The organism is Brevundimonas sp. 2YAF1, assembly GCF_052114745.1.
GTDB lineage: Bacteria > Pseudomonadota > Alphaproteobacteria > Caulobacterales > Caulobacteraceae > Brevundimonas.
This window is the reverse complement of record NZ_JBFRFI010000001.1, coordinates 80,041-97,554: the sequence shown is the minus strand read 5'-3', so window position 1 is coordinate 97,554 and position 17,514 is coordinate 80,041. Positions and strand designations below refer to the sequence as shown.

Annotated in this window: 16 protein-coding genes; 8 read left to right on the top strand and 8 right to left on the bottom strand. The window is 68.1% G+C overall.

Annotated elements, in window-relative coordinates; genetic code table 11:
- Window positions 1–20 precede the first annotated feature (20 nt).
- The 3 genes from AB4Y68_RS00440 to AB4Y68_RS00430 are packed head-to-tail and all read right to left on the bottom strand — an operon-like array spanning window position 21 to window position 2,323.
- On the bottom strand, window positions 21–341 hold the full coding sequence (locus AB4Y68_RS00440; RefSeq protein ID WP_441453067.1) for a hypothetical protein: 321 nt from the start codon (window positions 339–341) through the stop codon (window positions 21–23).
- A 17-nt stretch (window positions 342–358) separates the two neighbouring features.
- Entirely contained in the window at window positions 359–820 is a 462-nt protein-coding gene (locus tag AB4Y68_RS00435) for a DNA polymerase III subunit chi (RefSeq protein WP_441453065.1), read from the bottom strand.
- Window positions 821–847: 27 nt separating this feature from the next.
- Entirely contained in the window at window positions 848–2,323 is a 1,476-nt protein-coding gene (locus AB4Y68_RS00430) for a leucyl aminopeptidase (protein ID WP_441453063.1), read from the bottom strand.
- Between the two features lie 157 nt (window positions 2,324–2,480).
- Here AB4Y68_RS00430 and AB4Y68_RS00425 point away from each other — a divergent pair, with 157 nt between their 5' ends.
- The 8 genes from AB4Y68_RS00425 (at window position 2,481) to AB4Y68_RS00390 (ending at window position 12,761) form a co-directional block, all read left to right on the top strand.
- Window positions 2,481–3,614, top strand: a complete 1,134-nt coding sequence (locus AB4Y68_RS00425) for an LptF/LptG family permease (RefSeq protein ID WP_441453061.1) — start codon at window positions 2,481–2,483, stop codon at window positions 3,612–3,614.
- The gene (gene lptG, locus AB4Y68_RS00420) at window positions 3,611–4,714 is read left to right on the top strand and encodes an LPS export ABC transporter permease LptG (protein ID WP_441453059.1); all 1,104 of its coding nucleotides are present in this window, start codon (window positions 3,611–3,613) and stop codon (window positions 4,712–4,714) included. The genes AB4Y68_RS00425 and lptG overlap by 4 nt, the downstream gene beginning before the upstream one ends.
- A 40-nt stretch (window positions 4,715–4,754) precedes the next feature.
- On the top strand, window positions 4,755–7,214 hold the full coding sequence (locus AB4Y68_RS00415; protein ID WP_441453057.1) for an LPS-assembly protein LptD: 2,460 nt from the start codon (window positions 4,755–4,757) through the stop codon (window positions 7,212–7,214).
- A gap of 92 nt (window positions 7,215–7,306) precedes the next feature.
- Complete coding sequence (locus tag AB4Y68_RS00410) at window positions 7,307–8,671, top strand: peptidylprolyl isomerase (protein WP_441453055.1); 1,365 nt, start codon at window positions 7,307–7,309, stop codon at window positions 8,669–8,671.
- Window positions 8,668–9,687: a 4-hydroxythreonine-4-phosphate dehydrogenase PdxA gene (gene pdxA, locus AB4Y68_RS00405; RefSeq protein ID WP_441453054.1), complete on the top strand. Its 1,020-nt coding sequence runs from the start codon at window positions 8,668–8,670 to the stop codon at window positions 9,685–9,687. The genes AB4Y68_RS00410 and pdxA overlap by 4 nt, the downstream gene beginning before the upstream one ends.
- Before the next feature lie 9 nt (window positions 9,688–9,696).
- The gene (gene rsmA / locus AB4Y68_RS00400) at window positions 9,697–10,506 is read left to right on the top strand and encodes a 16S rRNA (adenine(1518)-N(6)/adenine(1519)-N(6))-dimethyltransferase RsmA (protein ID WP_441453052.1); all 810 of its coding nucleotides are present in this window, start codon (window positions 9,697–9,699) and stop codon (window positions 10,504–10,506) included.
- Between the two features lie 7 nt (window positions 10,507–10,513).
- Window positions 10,514–11,671, top strand: a complete 1,158-nt coding sequence (locus AB4Y68_RS00395) for a pyridoxal phosphate-dependent aminotransferase (protein ID WP_441453050.1) — start codon at window positions 10,514–10,516, stop codon at window positions 11,669–11,671.
- Between the two features lie 193 nt (window positions 11,672–11,864).
- Window positions 11,865–12,761 (top strand): L,D-transpeptidase family protein, encoded by an 897-nt coding sequence (locus tag AB4Y68_RS00390; protein ID WP_441453048.1) that lies wholly within the window; start codon window positions 11,865–11,867, stop codon window positions 12,759–12,761.
- 308 nt (window positions 12,762–13,069) lie between these two features.
- Here the strand turns inward: AB4Y68_RS00390 and gmk are convergent, their stop codons facing one another.
- The 5 genes from gmk to AB4Y68_RS00365 form a co-directional block, all read right to left on the bottom strand.
- Window positions 13,070–13,711 carry a guanylate kinase gene (gene gmk, locus AB4Y68_RS00385; protein WP_441453046.1) on the bottom strand — a complete coding sequence of 214 codons (642 nt, stop codon included), beginning with the start codon at window positions 13,709–13,711 and terminating at the stop codon, window positions 13,070–13,072.
- Window positions 13,701–14,585 (bottom strand): YicC/YloC family endoribonuclease, encoded by an 885-nt coding sequence (locus AB4Y68_RS00380; protein WP_441453044.1) that lies wholly within the window; start codon window positions 14,583–14,585, stop codon window positions 13,701–13,703. The genes gmk and AB4Y68_RS00380 overlap by 11 nt, the downstream gene beginning before the upstream one ends.
- The gene (gene mltG / locus AB4Y68_RS00375) at window positions 14,582–15,778 is read right to left on the bottom strand and encodes an endolytic transglycosylase MltG (RefSeq protein WP_441453042.1); all 1,197 of its coding nucleotides are present in this window, start codon (window positions 15,776–15,778) and stop codon (window positions 14,582–14,584) included. Before mltG ends, AB4Y68_RS00380 begins: the two co-directional genes overlap by 4 nt.
- Before the next feature lies 1 nt (window position 15,779).
- Window positions 15,780–17,060: a beta-ketoacyl-ACP synthase II gene (gene fabF / locus AB4Y68_RS00370; protein WP_441453040.1), complete on the bottom strand. Its 1,281-nt coding sequence runs from the start codon at window positions 17,058–17,060 to the stop codon at window positions 15,780–15,782.
- 118 nt (window positions 17,061–17,178) lie between these two features.
- Window positions 17,179–17,418, bottom strand: coding sequence for an acyl carrier protein (locus tag AB4Y68_RS00365; RefSeq protein WP_105564338.1), 240 nt, complete (start codon window positions 17,416–17,418; stop codon window positions 17,179–17,181).
- Between the last annotated feature and the right edge of the window lie 96 nt (window positions 17,419–17,514).

Below are 17,514 nucleotides of genomic sequence, written 5' to 3'. Positions count from 1 at the left end.
CGTCTCTCTCCGTTTTCGGCCTAGCCGCAGCCCACGCGTTCGACGATGCCGGTTTTCTGATTGTAGAAGATATTCAATCGGTAAGGTGAGTAGTCTTCGGTAACGGGACAGGTGGTGCAGGCCACCCTTCGGTTCACCACATCCACCGGAACGGGAATCTCGGTTTTGGGTTTCCCGACCAGCCACTGAAGCTCGCCCGCCTTGCACATGTCGGCGTCGGTCTGAGGCAGACGCGTGACGATCAGCTGGCTCTGGCGCTGTTCAACGATGCGGGGAGCGGTCGGAGCGGGCGCGCGCGAGGGCGAGGAAGAAGAGCAGCCGGCGACCGCCAGCAGCCCCAATGCGGCCAGAAAGGCGATCAGGCCGCCTTTTCCCAGCGCCCTTCGTCCGTCTGTTTCCAGTAGGCCAGATTGGCGTGCGCCGCCTTCAGCGTGCGCCAGCGCTGCCGCGCGAACTGCAACGCCTGTTCGTTTCGACCGTCGAAAATGATGAAGCACCGCTCGTACCCCTCCGTGGCCCCCAGCTCTGACTCATCGACGATGAACAGCGCCTGAGCAACGTTCAGGTTGTCGCCCGATTCGGACAGCAGGATCGGCTGGCGCGCGGCGTGGTCGTCCGACGCCCGGCCATGCGGCAGGAAGCTGTCGGCGCGATAGGTCCACAGATGTTCGTCGATGTCGTCGAGGCGGTGCGACGTCGCCCCGCGCACCAGCGCGCGCCAGCCCCGCTGGAGGGTCTTCTCCAGCAGGCCCGGCAGCACCTGATCCAGCGTCGAGCGCTCCAGGTGGTAGAACCAGATTTCCGGCTTTGCGTCAGACACCCGGCCCTACCCCCTAAATGCGTCGGATCAGGCTTCGTAGGTGTCGGCGACCATACGGTCCAGCAGACGCACGCCCCAGCCCACGGCGCCGTCCGGCACGGTCGGGTTGCGGCTGTCCTTGACCCAGGCGGTCGGAGCGATGTCGATGTGCGCCCACGGCACGCCGTTGGTGAAGCGCTGCAGGAACAGGGCGGCGGTGATCGAGCCACCGGCGCGGCCGTTGCCGGTGTTCTTCACGTCGGCGATCGGACTGTCGATGTGACGCTCGTATTGCGCCGGGATCGGCATGCGCCAGACGTTTTCGCCGACCTTGGGACCGGCGGCCAGGATACCGTTCGCCACGCCGTCGTCGTTCGAGAAGACGCCCGCGTATTCCAGACCCAACGAGATGATCATGGCGCCCGTCAGGGTGGCCAGGTCGATCATGAATTTCGGCTTGAAACGCTCCTGCGTGTACCAGAGCGCGTCCGCCAGAACGAGGCGGCCCTCAGCGTCGGTGTTCAGGACTTCGACGGTCTGGCCCGACATGGACACGACCACGTCGCCCGGACGCTGGGCCGCGCCGTCAGGCATGTTCTCGACCAGACCCAGGACGCCGACGGCGTTGACCTTGGCCTTGCGGCCCGCCAGCGCGTGCATCAGGCCGGCCACGGCGGCGGCGCCGCCCATGTCCCACTTCATCTCTTCCATGCCGTCGGCCGGCTTCAGGCTGATACCGCCGGTGTCGAAGCAGACGCCCTTGCCGACGAAGGCGATGGGGGCCTCGCCCGCCTTGCCGCCGTTCCACTTGATGACGGCCAGTTGGCTTTCACGCACCGAGCCCATGCCGACGGCCAGCAGGGTGCGCATGCCCAGCTTTTCCATCTCGGCTTCGCCCAGGATCTCGACTTCCAGGCCCAGGCTTTCCAGGTCCTTCACGCGGCGCGCGAACTCGGCCGGGTAGAGGACGTTCGCCGGCTCAGCGACCAGATCGCGCGAGAACAGGACGGCGTCGGCGACGGCCGACAGCGGCTGGAAGGCGGCCTCGGCGGCCTTCACGTCCGAGGTGACGACGCGAATTGTCGTGACCGAGGGAATCTTGTCGGCCTTCTGCTTGGTCAGGTACTTGGCGAAGCGGTAGGCGGCCAGACGCGCGGCGAAGGCGCCGCGAGCGGCGTGCTCGGGCGACAGGTGGGCGGCGTCGAAGGTCAGGACTTCCGCGCCCGACAGCTTGGTCGCGTGATAGGCGGCGGCGGCGGCGGTTTCGACCGCCAGGTCGTCCAGCTTGTCCGACGCGCCCGCGCCGACCAGCAGAACCGAGTTGGCGTCGACGCCGGCCGGAGCGGCCACGGTCAGGGTGCTGTTCGCGCCGCCAGTGAAGCGGCTGTTCGTCATCGCCTTGGTCAGGGTGCCCGACGCTGCGGCGTCCAGGGCCGAGCCCGCGCCGACCAGCGCGCGCCCGTCATGGACCAGCACGGCAAGGATTTCGGCGGAGCCGGGCGAAGCGACGAACTCGATTTTCATTAAACCTACTCCAGGCCGAGGTTCTGTGCCCCGGTCGTGCTTGAAACAGACATAGGCGCACCGGCTGTTTCGCCGTTGCGCTCGGATGTGTATTACATGGCCCGCATCGCTCGCGGCTGCAACTCGCTCGCCTCCCGAAACGCTTTCTTTCCCGACCATGACGCTGATTCAGGGCTATCTTTTCCGCCAGATCGGTCTGCCCGTCGTGGCGGCGTGCGCGGCGCTGGCCGGAATCGGCCTTTTGAGCCAGAGCCTGGATCAGCTCGAGGTCATCGTCGAACGCGGCCAGAGCGTCTGGGTCATGGCCAAGCTGACCTTGCTGGCCCTGCCGCAGTTGGTCGCCGTGATCCTGCCCATCGGCCTGTTCGTCGGGGCCCTGATCGCCCTGACGCGTCTGCAGCGCGAACAGGAGTTGACCGCCGCCTACGCCGCCGGCGTCAGTCGCTGGTCGCTGATCCGGCCCGCCATCCGCATCGCCGTCATCGTCGCCGTGGCGGCCCTGATCACCAATGTCTTCGTCCAGCCCTGGGCCCAGCGCGAGGCGCGGCGTCAGGCCTTCGCCATCCGCACCGACCTGGCCGCCCTGCTGGTCGAGGAAGGCCAGTTCGTTCAGGGGCCGGGCGGACTGACCGTTTATGTGCAGCAGATCGAGCAGAACGGCCTGCTCAAGAACCTGTTCGTCTATCTGGACAACGGCAAGACGGTGACGACCTGGGACGCCGAGACCGCGCGCTTCGGCCGGGTCGACGGCGTGCCCGTCCTGACCATGCAGAACGGATCGATGCAGCGTTATTCGTCGCGCGACGTGCTGAACCAGCTGTCGTTCGACCAGCAGGTGTTCGACCTGTCGCCCTATACCCAGACCACCGAGCGCATTCGTTTCAAGCCGTCGGACATGTGGCTGACCGAACTGTTCGACCCCACGCCGGCCCTGCTGGAAAGCGCGGGAACCCGCGGCGAACTGATGGCCGAGGCCCATTCTCGCCTGGCCTCGCCCCTCTACGCGCTGGCGGCGATGGCGCTGGCGCTCACGGCCATCCTCGGCGGATCGTTCAGCCGCACCGGCTACAGCGGGCGGATCGCCAAGGCGGCGGGCGTCTTCCTCGTGGTGCGGGTCATCGGCTACGGCCTGGTCGCGGCCAGCGCCTGGAACGGCGCGCTGAACCTGCTTCAGTATCTGCTGCCGCTGGCGACCTGTTTCGTGGCCCTGCGCCTGCTGTTCCGCGCGCTCAAGCCGCACCGGCGGCGCATCTGGGCGCCCTATGAGCGCTTCAAGGCGAGGTTCGCATGAGGGTCCGTCTCGGCCGCATCGAGCGCTATGTGCTGATCCAGCAGTTGCGCGCCCTGGCCGTCGCCTTGGCCATCATCTCGACGCTGGTGATGCTGATCGACTTCGTCGAGGTGTCGCGCGGGCTGAACTCGTCCGGCGAGCTTTCCAGCGCCCGCATCTTCGGCCTGGTGCTGCTGAAGTCGCCGACCGTGATCGTCCAGTTGCTGCCCTTCGTCTTCCTGTTCGGCACCCTGGCGGCCTTCGTGGGCCTGAACCGGCGCAGCGAACTGATCGCCATGCGCGCAGCCGGCGTCTCGGCCTGGCGCTTCGTGCTGCCCGCGGCCGCGGCGGCCCTGGTGCTCGGCGTCCTCACCGTCACGGTGTTCGGCCCCATGGCCGCCGCCGGCGACGGCATGTGGCAGCGCGAGCGGGGCCGCATCTCCGGCTCGACCCCCGGCGTCGAAACACAGGAAGCTGTCTGGCTGCGCGAGGGCGACGCCGCGCGCCAGATGATCATTCGCGGCGCGCGTCAGGAGCAAGCCAGCGGACGCCTGCTGGACGCCACCTTCTTCATCTACACGACCACGACCGGCGGCCGCCGCACCTTCACCGAGCGGATCGACGCCGCCACCGCCACCCTGAACGCCGGACGCTGGCGCCTAACCGACGCCACGGGGGCGCAGACCGGCCAGCGCGCCGTGCGCTACGCCACGCTCGACCTCCCCTCCAACCTGGCGGACAAGGAGGCGTTCCAGCGCTTCGCCCGCCCGCAGTCGACGCCCTTCTGGTCGCTGCCGAACCAGATTCAGCGAATCGAGGACGCAGGCTTCGCCTCGACCGCCTATCGCCTGCGCCTGCAACAGCTTCTGGCCACGCCGCTGATGTTCGCCGCCATGTCGATTCTGGCGGCGGCTTTCTCGCTGCGTCTGATGCGCCTGGGCGATCTGGCGAAGATGACGGTGGCGGCGGTGGTGCTGGGCTTCGCCTTCTTCTTCGTGAACCAGTTTTCCTCGGCCATGGGTTCGGCCGAGGTCGTGCCGCCTGTCCTGGCCGCCTGGCTGCCGCCGGTGTTGACGGCGCTCGCCGCCTTTACCTTGCTGTTCTATACCGAAGACGGCTAATCGGACGGTTTCCGGTCGCCCGGCAATGAGTGGATTCCGCATGAGTGATCGCCGCACATCCCGAGAGGGAGCCCTGCGCGCCCGGCTCCTGGCCGGCGCCGCTGCGATCGCCTGCCTGCCCGCCCTTCCCGCGATGGCCCAGGACCCCGCCTCGACGCCCCGCCCCGCCCCGACGACCGCCGCCCGGCCCGCGCCCGGCGCTGACGGCCTGGAGCCGGGCGCCGTCTATGTGGACGCCGCGTCCGCCAGCCGCCAGGGCGACGTCATCACCGCCGACGGCACGGCGCTGGACCGGGTCTTCGCGCGTTTCCGCGACCACAGCCTACGGGCCGAGGGCGTCACCTATGACCTCAAGACCGGCGCCGCCACGGCTGTCGGCCACGCCGAACTGACCGCGCCGGACGGCACGGTCGTTCACGCCAGCCGCATCGAACTGGATTCCGACTTCAAGGCCGGCGTGGCCACCGATCTGGCCCTGCGCCTCGCCAACGGCGCCAGCCTGATGGCCGCGACGGCGGTTCGCCGCTCCCAGAACGTCAGCGAACTGAACCGCGTCATCTTCACGCCCTGCCCGATCTGCGACGTGAACGGCCCCAAACAGCCCAGCATTTCGATCCAGGCCGACAAGGCGGTCCAGGACGAGAATCTGCGGGCCATCCTGTATCGCAACGTGGTCTTCCGTGTCGGCGGAATCCCCGTCTTCTACCTGCCCGTCTTCGCCCACCCCGATCCCAGCGTGGACCGGGCCTCGGGCTTCCTGATCCCCTTCCCCGACTATGACGAAGGGCGGGGTTTCTCGCTGGAGACGCCCTATCTCCACGTCGTTTCCCCGTCCGAAGACTGGCTGATCAGCCCGCAGATCAACACCAAGGTCGCGCCGCTGCTGAACCTGCAATGGCGGCGGCGCTTCGACGACGGCATGATCGTGGTCCGGGGCGGCTACACCTATGAGCGCAACTTCGGCGACTTCGATCTGAACGGCGACGGCAACGCCGAGAGCAACGTCCGCTTCGGCGACCGCACCAGCAGAAGCTACGTGCTGGCGCACGGTAAATTCGACCTCGAGGGGCCCTGGCGCTGGGGCTTCACCGCCGAGCGCACCTCGGACAAGACCCTCTTCGACCGCTACAATGTGCGCGATCCCTATCAGGACAACGGCCTCTACTACGGCGACCGCCGCCGTCTGATCAGCCAGATCTACGCCGAGCGTCAGACCCAGCGGTCCTATCTGTCGGTGGCCGCCTTCTCGATCCAGAGCCTGCGGGTCGCGCAGTTCAACGCCGTCACGCCCGCCCTGAACATCTTCGAGGACGACAAGACCCTGCCGCTGGTCGCGCCGCTGATCGACGCTCGGTGGGAACCCGAAGGCCCCGTGTTCGGGGGCCGGCTGCGTCTGCACGGCTCGGCGGTCGCATTGACGCGCGACGCCTATGTCGGCTTCCCGACGCTGTCTCCCGAACTGATTCCCTCCGGACCGACCGACGGCCTTCCTGGAGTGGACAGCCGCCGCGTCACGGGCCAGGTCGACTGGCGCCGCACCCTGATCTCGCCGATGGGCCTGCGCTGGGAACCGTTCGTCGACGCCCGATTGGACGTCTATTCGGTCGACGACCTGCCGCCGATGATGGGCGTGACCTCGGACGTCCTCACACGCGGTCGCGCCAGCGCCGGCGTGGACGTCAGCTACCCCCTGTATCGCCGGCTCAGCGCCCACGCGGATCTGATTCTCGAGCCCATGGCCCAGGTGTCGGTGTCGACCGACGCCGATCTGGATCCTCGCATTCCCAACGAAGACAGCCAGACGCTGGAACTGGACGACTCGTCGCTGTTCCGCATGGACCGCTTCCCGGGCTACGACCTGATGGAGGGCGGGCCGCGTTTCACGGCCGGCGCACGCGCGACCCTGCGTTGGGACGCCGGCCGCTCCGCCAGCCTCTTCATCGGCCGCAGCATACGCGCCGAGGACCAGCGCGAGTTCCTGACGCCGATTCCCGACGACCCTGCGCGCCTCTACGATCCCTCGGGTCTGGCCTCGCGCACCTCGGACTGGGTGGTTCAGGCCACCTTCTCGCCGTCCGACCGAATCCGCGGCTGGGCCCACGCGACCATCGACCCGAACGGCAACGTGCGTCGCGGCGAGACGACCGTCGATGGTCGCTGGGGCCGACGCAATCTGGCGAGCCTGAGCTACATCATCGACCGCTCCAATCCGCTCGCCGGCCCGCTGAACCGCAACTACGAGTTCGTCCAGCTTACCGGCCAACAGTTCGTCTACGGCAACTGGGGCGTGGCGGTGAACGGCATCGCCGATCTGGAACGCGACATCATCACCCGCTCCGAAGTGGGCCTTCTGTTCGACGACGACTGCTTCCGCGTCGAACTGGGCTGGCGTCGCGACAACACCCGGGTGCGCCCGACCGGCCCCTCGGAAGGGGTCTATATTCGTCTTAACCTCGCCACTTTTGGAGGTTCAGGCTATGATCGAAGTGATATGCGGTAAGCATGGCGTGCAGGGGCGTGCGCCCGCCATGGCTCAGGATCGTCTATGACGCTGCTGGGCCGGACGAGACTGCTAGGGAATCAGGACTGACGATGCGTTTGATGCGTTATACGACGGGCGTGGCCATGGCCGCCCTCATCGCCGGCTCAGCCGTCGGTCAGTCCGCGGCCCAGACGGCGCCTGCGCCGCGGGCGACCGCTCCGGCTCCGGCCGCGGGGACGCTGAATCCCGCCGCCGAAGAAGCGCCCCAGCGCCCGACCGCGACCCCGCAGTTCCGCCTGTCGGACGGCATCATCGCCACGGTCAACGACCGGATCATCACAGGCTACGATCTGCGCCAGCGGATGCTGGTCCTGATGGCCATGACCCAGGTCCAGCCGACCGAAGAGAACATCGGCGCCATCCAGCAGCAGGCGCTCAACGATCTGATCGAGCAGCATCTGCAGGCCGCCGAGATCGCCAAGTTCGAGCAGTTGAAGATCACGGACCAGGAAGTCGACGAAGAGATCGCCGGCATGGCCCGCGAGGCCGGCACCACCGGCCCGAACTACATGGCCTTCCTGGAACAGGGCGGCATCCGTCCCCAGGCCTTCCGCGAACAACTTCGCACCGAGATCGGCTGGCGCGACCTGGTCGGCGGCCGCTTCCGCGATCGCGCCAAGGTCAGCCGCGCCCAGGTCGAACAGGCCATGCGCCAGCTGACCGAATCGGCCACCAAGCCCCAGTATCTGGTCGGCGAAATCTATCTTGAGGCCAGCCGCGTCGGCGGCATGCAGGAGGCCATGAACGGCGCCCGCCAACTGGTGCAGCAGATGATTCAAGGCGCGCCCTTCATGGCCGTGGCTCGCCAGTTCTCGGCCGCGCCCTCGGCGGCCCGCGGCGGCGACGCCGGCTGGGTGGTCCAGGGCACGGTCCAGCCCGCCCTGGAACAGGCCATGGAAGCCCTGACCGTCGGCCAGCTGTCCAATCCGATCCCGGTCGATGGCGGCGTCTACATCCTCTACATGCGCGACAAGCGCTCGGGCGCAGCGACCAGCCTGGTGCAGATGAAACAGGTCATGATCGAGCTGCCGGAAACCGCCGGCGAAGCCGAAGTGACCGCCGCCACCCAGCGGCTTGAGGCGATCCGCAGCGGGCTCACCTGCGACAACATCCTGCAACGCGCCCGGTCGGAACAGGGCATGCAAGGCGCCGATCTGGGCGAGAGCGACGTGGCCAACCTGCTGCCGCAGTTCCAGCAGGTCGCCCGTTCGGCCGATGTCGGCACGGTCAGCAGCGTCGTGCGCACCCCGCTGGGCGTCCACCTCCTGGCCGTCTGCGGTCGTCGTCTCGGCGGCCCGGAGGCGCCCTCGGCTCGCGAAGTCGAATCGCGTCTGCAAAATCAGAACTACGCCATGCTGGGCCGGCGCTATCTGCGCGACCTGCGGGCCGACGCCCTGATCGAAATCAAGCAATGACGACCGGGCGGCCGCTCATCGTCACGATGGGCGACCCCGCCGGCGTGGGGCCAGAGATCATCGCCAAGGCGTGGCCCGTTCTGGCCACGCCGCCCGGCCCGCTCGCCCCCGTCACGCCCTTCGCCGTCATCGGCGACGCCGACGTGCTCGCGGCCCAGGGCGTCAAGGTCGAACAGATCTTCAGCCCGTCCGAGGCCGCCGCCGTCTTCGGCCGCGCCATCCCGGTCCTGCACCACCCGGCCCCCGCCCCGGTGACGCCGGGCCAGCCCGACCCGCGCAACGCCGTCGCCGTGGCCGACTGGATCGAACGGGCCGTCGATCTGGTCATCTCGGGCGAAGGCGGCGGCGTCGTCACCGCCCCCATCGCCAAGGCGCCGATGTACGCCTCGGGCTTCCGCTTCCCCGGCCATACCGAGTTCATCGCCGAACTGACCGCCGACATGCCGTTTTCCGGCACGCGAGGCCCGGTCATGATGCTGACCGCCAAGAACCTGCGCGCCTGTCTGGTGACCATCCATGTCGCCATCGATCAACTGCCGGAACTGGTGACGGCGGAGCGGGTCATGCGCGTGGCCCGCGTCGTCCACGAATCGATGAAGCGCGATTTCGGCATCAAGGCTCCGCGCCTGGCCATGGCCGCCCTGAACCCCCACGCGGGCGAAGGCGGCGCCATCGGCCTGCAGGAAATCAAGGTCCTGAGGCCTGCGGCTGAAGCCCTGCGCGCCGAGGGGCTGAACATCACCGACCCGCTGCCCGCCGACACCCTGTTCCACGACGAAGCCCGCGCCCGCTATGACGCGGTCGTCTGCCTCTATCACGATCAGGCCCTGATCCCGGTCAAGACGCTGGACTTCTGGGGCGGGGTGAACGCCACCCTCGGCCTGCCCATCGTCCGCACCTCGCCCGACCACGGCACCGGCTTCGACATCGCCGGCAAGGGGATCGCCCGCGCCGACAGCTTCATCGCCGCCGTGCGACTGGCTTCAGAGATGGCGGCGGCGCGCGCCACGCGCTAAGCGGTTCGTATGACGGACCTCCCCTCCCTTCGCGAAACGCTCGACGCCCACGGCCTGCTGGCCAAGAAGAGCTTCGGCCAGCATTTTCTGCTGGACCTCAATGTGACGCGCAAGATCGTCCGCTACGCTGGACCGTTCGAGGGCCGGGCCGTGATCGAGGTCGGCCCCGGCCCCGGCGGCCTGACCCGCGCCATCCTGGAAAGCGACGCGGGCAAGGTGGTTCTGGTCGAGAAGGACCCCCGCTTCATCCCGCTGCTCAGCGAGCTGGACGACGGCTCCGGCCGCCTGACCATCGTCGAGGGCGACGCCCTGAACGTGCGCGAGGCGCAACTGGTCGAGGGGCCGACGCATCTGGTGTCGAACCTGCCTTACAACGTCGGCACGCCCCTGCTGATCAAGTGGCTGACCGGCCCGTGGACGCCCTGCGCCCTGACCCTGATGTTCCAGAAGGAGGTGGCCGAGCGCATCGTGGCCGGCCCAGGCGACGACGCCTACGGCCGTCTGGCCGTCATCACCCAGGCGGTGGCCGAGGCCCGCATCGTCATGCACCTGCCCGCCGCCGCCTTCACCCCTCCGCCCAAGGTGGCCTCGGCGGTCGTGCATGTCGTCCCGCTGGCTGATCGCCCCTCGCCCGAACGGCTGAAGAAGCTGGAACGCGTCACCGCCGCCGCCTTCGGCCAGCGCCGCAAGATGCTGCGCTCCAGCCTGAAACAACTCGGCGGCGCCGCCCTGTGCGAGGCCGCCGGCATCGAACCCGACGCCCGCGCCGAAGTCATCGACATCGCCGGCTTCCTGCGCCTTGCCGACGCCCTGAAGTAAGCCTGCCATGACCGTTGAAATCGATCCCTTCCGCGCCATCAGCGTCAGCCGCCTGGCCCATGAACTGAAGACCGAAGGCCGCTCCATCATCCACATGGAGTTCGGCCAGCCCTCGACCGGCGCGCCCGACGCCGCCATCGCCGAGGCGCACCGGATTCTGGACAGCGAGCCCGGCGGCTATTGGGAAAGCCCGGCCCTGCGCGCCCGCATCGCCAAACTCTACGACGACCGCTACGGCGTGAGCGTCGATCCCGAGCGGATCGTCATGACCGCCGGCGCCTCGCCCGCCCTGGTGCTGGCCCTGATGATGCGGTTCCAGCCGGGCGACCGGGTGGCCATGGCCCGCCCCGGCTACGTCGCCTATCGCAACACGCTGAAGGCCCTGCACATGGAGCCGGTCGAGATCGACTGCGGCCCCGAGGTGCGCTTCCAGCTGACGGCCCAGGCCCTGCGCGCCCTCGATCCGGCCCCGGCGGGCGTCATCATCGCCAGCCCCGCCAACCCGACCGGCACCATCATCCCCGAGGCCGAGCTGAAGGCCATCGCCGAGGTCTGCCGCGAGCGGGGCATCGCCGTCATCTCAGACGAGATCTACCACGGCCTGTCCTACACCGGCCCGACGCCGTCGATGCTGCAGTTCGAACCCAACGCCTTGATCGTCAACAGCTTCTCCAAATACTGGAGCATGGCCGGCTGGCGTCTGGGCTGGCTGCTGCTGCCCGAAGCCGAGGTGCCCCAGGCCCGCGCCCGCGTCGGCAACATGTTCCTGACGCCCGCGACGCTCAGCCAGCACGCCGGTCTGATCGCCATGGACTGCGAGGACGACCTTGAGGCCAATATCGAGGTCTATCGCCAGAACCGCGCCCGGATGCTGGAGGCCCTGCCGGCCATGGGCCTGCGCTCTATCGCCCCGCCCGACGGCGCCTTCTACATCTACGCCGACATCGGCCACCTGACCGACGACAGCATCGGCTTCTGCGAGGCCCTGTTGCGCGAAACCGGCGTGGCGACAGCGCCGGGCGTCGACTTCGACCCGATCAACGGCCACCGCTTCATCCGCTTCAGCTTCGCCGTCTCGACGCCCCAGGTCGAGGACGCCATCAGCCGCATCAAGCCCTTCTTCGCGGCGCGAACGGCGGCTGCCGAGGAACGCCTCAGCGCCTAGAGGCGTTCGACAAGCCCCCGAAACCTTCGGAGCTTTCATGCCGAAATCGCGTCTCGCCGCTTCCGCCGCCCTGCCCTTCGCCCTGATCGTCCTGACCGCCTGCGGTTCTCCCTCTGAGACGCCAAAGCCCGAACAGCCGCCTGCCTCACCGGCCCCTCTCCCCGCGTTGACGCGAGATGCGATTGAGACGGCCGTGTTAGAGACCGCCTCGCCGTCCACTGCGAACGGTCAGACACCGCCCACCGCGCCCGATCCGGCCATCGCCCGCGCCCAAATCCTGCTGGACCGCGCCAACTTCTCGCCCGGCGTCATTGACGGCCTGGGCGGGGACAATACGCGTCAGGCCGTCGCTGCCTTCGAGAAGGCTGCGGGCCTGCCGGAGGACGGCGTTCTGGACGCCGAGGTCTTTCGGCGGCTGACGGCGGGCGACAACGGCAAGGTTCTGGCCGACTATGCGATCACCGCCGCCGACCTGACCGGGCCGTTCATTGGTCAGGTCCCGTCCAGCCTGCCCGACATGGCCAAGCTGAAGACCCTCGGCTACGCCACGCCGCTCGAGGCGCTGGCCGAAAAGTTCCACATGACCGAGGGCCTGCTGCGCGCCCTCAACCCCGGCGTCGATTTCGGCAAGGCGGGCCAGACCATCATCGTGGCGTCGGTCGCCCAGACGGACCTGGCCGGAGACGTGGCCCGCATCGTCGTGGACAAGACCGAACGCTCGGTCCGCGCCTATGACGCCGACGACAAGCTGCTGGCCTTCTATCCGGCCACCATCGGCAGTTCGGCGCGCCCGGCGCCCTCGGGCGACCTGACCGTGGTCGGCGTCGCGCCAGAGCCCAACTACACCTACGATCCCGACCGGGTCAGCTATGATCGGGGCGACCGCAAGATAATCGTGCCGCCGGGGCCGAACAATCCGGTCGGCTCAGTGTGGATCGACCTGTCGCGCGACACCTACGGCATCCACGGCACGCCGGACCCGTCAAAGGTCGGCAAGACCTTCTCCAGCGGTTGCGTGCGTCTGACCAACTGGGACGCCGAGCAACTGGCGTCGAAGGTCAAACCGGGGGTGAAGGTGGCGTTTCGATAGGAGCCCGCTCTCCTTCGCTGTCATCCCGGCAGCGACGCAACTGCTATCCGGGACCGCTCTAAACGCGACGCGTCGGGCGGTCCCGGCTCTCCGCCTCGCTACGCGAGGCTCCGGCCGGGATAATGAACTCCTCTTTCGTCATCCTCCGGCGAGCCCAGCGAGACCGGGGGACCCAGCGGCGCCGCAGGCGACCTTCACGGCAAGCACAGCGTGTGGATTTTTCGCCCTACGGGCGCCGCTGGGTTCCCCGGTTCCGCGCAGGCGCGGCCCGGAGAATGACGAAAGTTGGGTACAGCGCGTTGGCCGGGTCAGACCACTTCCTTCAGCAGCGCGCTCTTGTAGCCGTCGACCCACAGGTTGCGGTGACGGCGGCTGCGTTCGGCGTGGTAGATATGGGCCAGTTCGGCGTAGCTGCTGTCGAAGTCTTCGTTGACCAGGACGTAGTCGAACTCGTCGCAGTGTTCGATCTCGCCCTTGGCGTTGGCGACGCGGCGTTCGATCACGTCGTCGGCGTCCTGCGAGCGCGTCACCAGGCGGCGGCGCAGTTCTTCAAGGCTGGGCGGCAGAACGAAGACGCGCACGGCGTCGCCGGGGCATTTCTCGGCCACGTCGCGGGCGCCTTGCCAGTCGATATCGAACAGGACGTCGCGGCCCTCGGCCAGGGCGCGGTTCACCGGCGCGGCGGGCGAGCCGTAGCGGTTGCCGTGCACGTCGGCCCATTCCAGGAAGGCGTCGCCGTCGATCAGGCGCTGGAACTCTTCGTGAGGGACGAAATTATAGTCGCGGCCGTCGACCTCGCCCGGGCGGATGCCGCGCGTGGTCATGGACACGGACAGTTCCAGCCCCTTGTGGTCCGCCATCAGCCGGCGGCACAGCGACGTCTTCCCGGCCCCCGACGGACTGGCCACGATCAGCAGGACGCCACGGCGGGGGGTGCGGTTATTCGACATTCTGAACTTGTTCTCGAAGCTGCTCGATCACGGCCTTCAGTTCGAGGCCGATTCCAGTGAGCGCGGTCGTAGCGGATTTCGAGCAGAGCGTGTTCGCTTCCCGCATGAATTCCTGCATCAGGAAGTCGAGTTTTCGACCGGCGGGGGGTTGCTGCAACAGTGTCCGGGCCGAATCGACGTGGGCGGTCAGCCGATCCAGCTCCTCGCGCACGTCCGCCTTGGTGGCCAAAGCAGCGGCTTCGAGGAAGATTCTATCGTCCAGACCCGGCGCATCGGCGGCCAGTTCGCTGATCCGGCGGGTGAAGCGCTCGCGGATCGTCTCGGTCTGGGCCGAGGCTTCCTGTTCCGCCCGCGCCACCAGGGCCTCGATAGTCCCAACGAAATCGTGGATGACCGGCGTCAGCTGCGCGCCCTCGCGCTGACGCGACAGCTTCAGGGCGTCCAGCGCCTGTTCGATCGTGGCGGCGATGGCGGCCTCGACGGCGGCGTGCGCTTCGGGGTCCTCGACCTCCTCAGCGACTTCGATGACGCCCCGCAGGGACAGCAGACCGTCGGCCGAGGGCGGCGCCGCCCCCTCCTCCGCCAACTGGTTCGCCAGTTTCAGATAGGTCGCCAGCACGGCCTCATTGACGCGCGGCGCGGGCTCCGAGCCCTCGGCCCGCTTGGCCTGAACGCCCAGCGTGACCTGACCCCGGTTCAGGCGGGCTTGCGCCGCCGCCTTGGTCAGCCGCTCCAGATTGTCAAAGCCGCCGGGACCGCGATAGCGCACCTCCAGCGAGCGCCCGTTGACCGCGCGCGCCTCGACCGTCCAGGTCCAGCCGTCCAGCGCGCCGTCGGCCCGGCCAAAGCCGGTCATGCCAGAGATTGGGCTCATCGCGGCGTTCCCGGATTCATGGTGATGACGGCGGCGCCCGCGGGCGTCTCGACCACTGCGCCCTCGCCCATCGGCGTCGTCGGCACGGCGCCCGCGACCGCAGGGGCCTGACCCGGCGGCAGCCCGGCCTTGCGCCGCTCAATCTCGCGCCAGCGCGCCACGTTCAGCAGATGCTCGGGATAGGTGCTGGCGAAGACATGGCCGCCCGTGCCGTCGGCGACGAAGAAGACATATTCAGAACGCGGCGGATTCAGCACCGCCTTCAGCGCCTCCTCGCCGGGGTTGGCGATGGGCGTCGGCGGCAGGCCGTCGATCAGATAGGTGTTCCACGACGTCTTGGCGCGCAGTTCCGACAGGCGGATTCCGCGTCCCAGCGGACGGCCTTTGGTCACGCCGTAAACGATGGTCGGATCGCTCTCCAGCCGCATCCCCAACCGCAGCCGGTTGGTGAAGACCCCCGCCACCTGAGGCCGCTCCGACGCCAGCCCGGTCTCCTTCTCGACGATGGAGGCCAGGACCAGGGCTTCCTCCGGCGTCGTGACGATTGTGTTGGGCGAGCGCGCGGCCCACAGGGCCGCCAGCTTGGTCGTCGCGGCGCGCTGCATCCGGGCGACGACGGCGGCGCGGGTTTCGCCGCGCGACACCTCATAGGTATCGGGCCACAGGCTGCCCTCGGCAGGGACCTCGACCTCGCCGGTCAGGACCGGCTGCTTCATCAGGATGTCGACCGCCTGGGCCGAGGACCAGCCCTCGGGCAGGGTCACGTAGTGGCGCACGACCTTGCCGTCGACCAGCAGGCCGACGACAGCGGCCAGGGACGCGCCCGACGGCACCTGATATTCGCCCGCGCGGATCTTGCGGTCCGCGCCGGTCAGGCTGACGGCGGCGCGGAACAGGTCGGTCGAGCGGATCACCCCCGCCGATTTCAGGTTGGCGGCGATGGCCGGGACGCCCGCCCCCGACGGCAGGGTGACGATGGTCGCCTCGCCCTGTTGCGCCGACGGCCCTGGGCCCCAATAGACGGCCCAGAAGGCGATCAGAGCCGCAACCACGAACAGGCCCAATGTCCCCGCCGCCGTGATCAGGCCGACGCCGAGACTGGATTTGGGCGCTCCGCCGCCTCGACGCTTGGGCACGCGTTTCTTGGGAATGCGAACCTTGGGCTTGGCACGACGCGACGGAGCCTTGGCCAAATCAGTCGACCTTCTTGAAGATCAAGGCCGCATTGGTGCCGCCGAAACCGAAGCTGTTGGACATCGCAACATCGATCTTCATCGGCTTGCCCTTGTGCGGCACAAGATCAATGGCCGTTTCATGCTCGGGGTCGTCCAGGTTGATGGTCGGCGGGGCGATCTGGTCGCGGATGGCCAGAACCGAGAAGATGCTCTCGATGGCCCCGGCCGCGCCCAGCAAATGGCCCGTCATCGACTTGGTCGAGGACACCGCCATGTCCTTGGCGTGGTCGCCGACCAGACGCTCGATGGCCTTCAGTTCGATCCAGTCGGCCATGGTCGAGGTGCCGTGAGCGTTGATATAGTCGAGGTCCGACGGCTCCATCCCCGCCCGCTTCAGCGCCGCCTTCATGGCCCGCAGGCCGCCCTCGCCGTCTTCCGACGGAGCGGTGATGTGATAGGCGTCGCCGCTCATGCCGTAGCCGACGACTTCAGCGTAGATCTTGGCGCCGCGCGCCTTGGCGTGTTCGTACTCTTCCAGCACCATGACGCCGGCGCCCTCGCCCATGATGAAGCCGGCGTGGCCGCGGTCATAGGGGCGGGAGGCCTTCTCGGGCGTATCGTTATAGGCGGTGCACAGGGCCTTGCAGGCCAGGAAGCCGGCGATGCCGATCGGCACGACCGAGCTTTCGGCGCCGCCCGCCACCATGACGTCGGCGTCGCCCAGGGCGATCATGCGCGACGCGTCGCCGATGGCGTGGGCGCCGGTGGCGCAGGCGGTGACGACCGAATGGTTCGGCCCCTTCAGGCCGTGACGGATCGAGATCTGGCCCGAGGCCAGGTTGATCAGGGACGAGGGGATGAAGAAGGGGCTGACCCGGCGCGGACCCTGTTCCTTCAGGATGATCGCGGTGTCGGCGATGGGGCCGAGGCCGCCGATGCCGGAGCCGACCGTGACGCCGGTCGCTTCCTTGTCTTCCTCGGTCTCGGGATGCCAGTTCGCGTCGGCCAGGGCCTCGTCGGCGGCGGCAATGGCGTACAGGATGAAGTCGTCGACGCGCTTGCGGTCCTTGTGCGACATCACCTGATCGGGATCAAACACGCCCGGCTGGTCCGGCGCGCCGCGACCGCGACCGTCCACGGACGGCACTTCGCCGGCGATGGTGCAGCCATAGCCCTCAGTGTCGAAGCAGGTGATCGGACCGATGCCCGAACGGCCCTCGACGATGCCCTTCCAGACATGTTCCACGCCCGAACCGAGCGGAGTGACGAGGCCGAGGCCCGTAATGACGACGCGGCGCATGGTTCGCGCTCCTTCTTGGTCAGAATCGTAGCCCAAAATAGTAATGGCCGCCGGACGGTCCCGCTAGGGGCCCGTCACGGCGGCCATCATCTTGGAAGTGCGACGAATCGCAGCCGGATTAACCGGCCAGCTTCTCGTCGATGAACTTCACAGCGTCGCCGACGGTCTGGATGTGCTCAGCGGCGTCATCCGGAATCTCGACGTCGAATTCTTCTTCGAAGGCCATGACCAGTTCGACGTTGTCGAGCGAGTCAGCGCCCAGGTCGTCGATGAAGGAGGCCTTTTCCGTGACCTTGTCCGGATCGGCGTCCAGATGGTCGATAACGATCTTGCGGACGCGTTCGAGGGTGTCGGACATGAGTGTCTCTCTGCCTGTTTGTGGTCGCCGTGAAGGCGGGGTCTCATTTGTTCGCCGTGTCACGGCAGCCCCGAGGACGCAAGCCCCCGAAAAGAC

Coding starts and splice junctions, on each gene's coding strand:
- pdxA (WP_441453054.1), top strand. CDS start 8,668: ATGACGACCGGGCGGCCGCTCATCGTCACGATGGGCGACCCCGCCGGC.
- AB4Y68_RS00395 (WP_441453050.1), top strand. CDS start 10,514: ATGACCGTTGAAATCGATCCCTTCCGCGCCATCAGCGTCAGCCGCCTG.
- AB4Y68_RS00430 (WP_441453063.1), bottom strand. CDS start 2,323: ATGAAAATCGAGTTCGTCGCTTCGCCCGGCTCCGCCGAAATCCTTGCC.
- AB4Y68_RS00415 (WP_441453057.1), top strand. CDS start 4,755: ATGAGTGATCGCCGCACATCCCGAGAGGGAGCCCTGCGCGCCCGGCTC.
- lptG (WP_441453059.1), top strand. CDS start 3,611: ATGAGGGTCCGTCTCGGCCGCATCGAGCGCTATGTGCTGATCCAGCAG.
- AB4Y68_RS00410 (WP_441453055.1), top strand. CDS start 7,307: ATGCGTTTGATGCGTTATACGACGGGCGTGGCCATGGCCGCCCTCATC.
- AB4Y68_RS00425 (WP_441453061.1), top strand. CDS start 2,481: ATGACGCTGATTCAGGGCTATCTTTTCCGCCAGATCGGTCTGCCCGTC.
- gmk (WP_441453046.1), bottom strand. CDS start 13,711: ATGTCGAATAACCGCACCCCCCGCCGTGGCGTCCTGCTGATCGTGGCC.
- AB4Y68_RS00380 (WP_441453044.1), bottom strand. CDS start 14,585: ATGAGCCCAATCTCTGGCATGACCGGCTTTGGCCGGGCCGACGGCGCG.
- fabF (WP_441453040.1), bottom strand. CDS start 17,060: ATGCGCCGCGTCGTCATTACGGGCCTCGGCCTCGTCACTCCGCTCGGT.
- rsmA (WP_441453052.1), top strand. CDS start 9,697: ATGACGGACCTCCCCTCCCTTCGCGAAACGCTCGACGCCCACGGCCTG.
- AB4Y68_RS00365 (WP_105564338.1), bottom strand. CDS start 17,418: ATGTCCGACACCCTCGAACGCGTCCGCAAGATCGTTATCGACCATCTG.